The sequence below is a fragment of the Pseudoalteromonas sp. P1-25 genome (assembly GCF_001401805.1).
Classification (GTDB): domain Bacteria; phylum Pseudomonadota; class Gammaproteobacteria; order Enterobacterales; family Alteromonadaceae; genus Pseudoalteromonas.
The window spans coordinates 1-220 of the sequence record NZ_LKDW01000142.1 but is presented as its reverse complement, the minus strand read 5'-3'; the positions used below and the strand labels follow the sequence as shown (position 1 = coordinate 220).

Below are 220 nucleotides of genomic sequence, written 5' to 3'. Positions count from 1 at the left end.
CATGGTGCGGAAGGAGAGACTTGAACTCTCACATCCTAAGATACTGGAACCTAAATCCAGCGCGTCTACCAATTCCGCCACTCCCGCATACATTTTTATATTTAAACTCTTAACAGAGCAATTCTTTATAGCAACGTTTCTTTGGTAGAAGAAGTTGGCTGGGATACCAGGATTTGAACCTGGGAATGCCAGGATCAAAACCTGGTGCCTTACCGCTTGG

Annotated in this window: 1 tRNA gene; it reads right to left on the bottom strand. The window is 45.0% G+C overall.

From position 1 onward, the window contains the following. Positions 1 to 2: 2 nt before the first annotated feature. Positions 3 to 87 (bottom strand) — tRNA-Leu (locus AN393_RS19920). Positions 88 to 220: the final 133 nt, after the last annotated feature.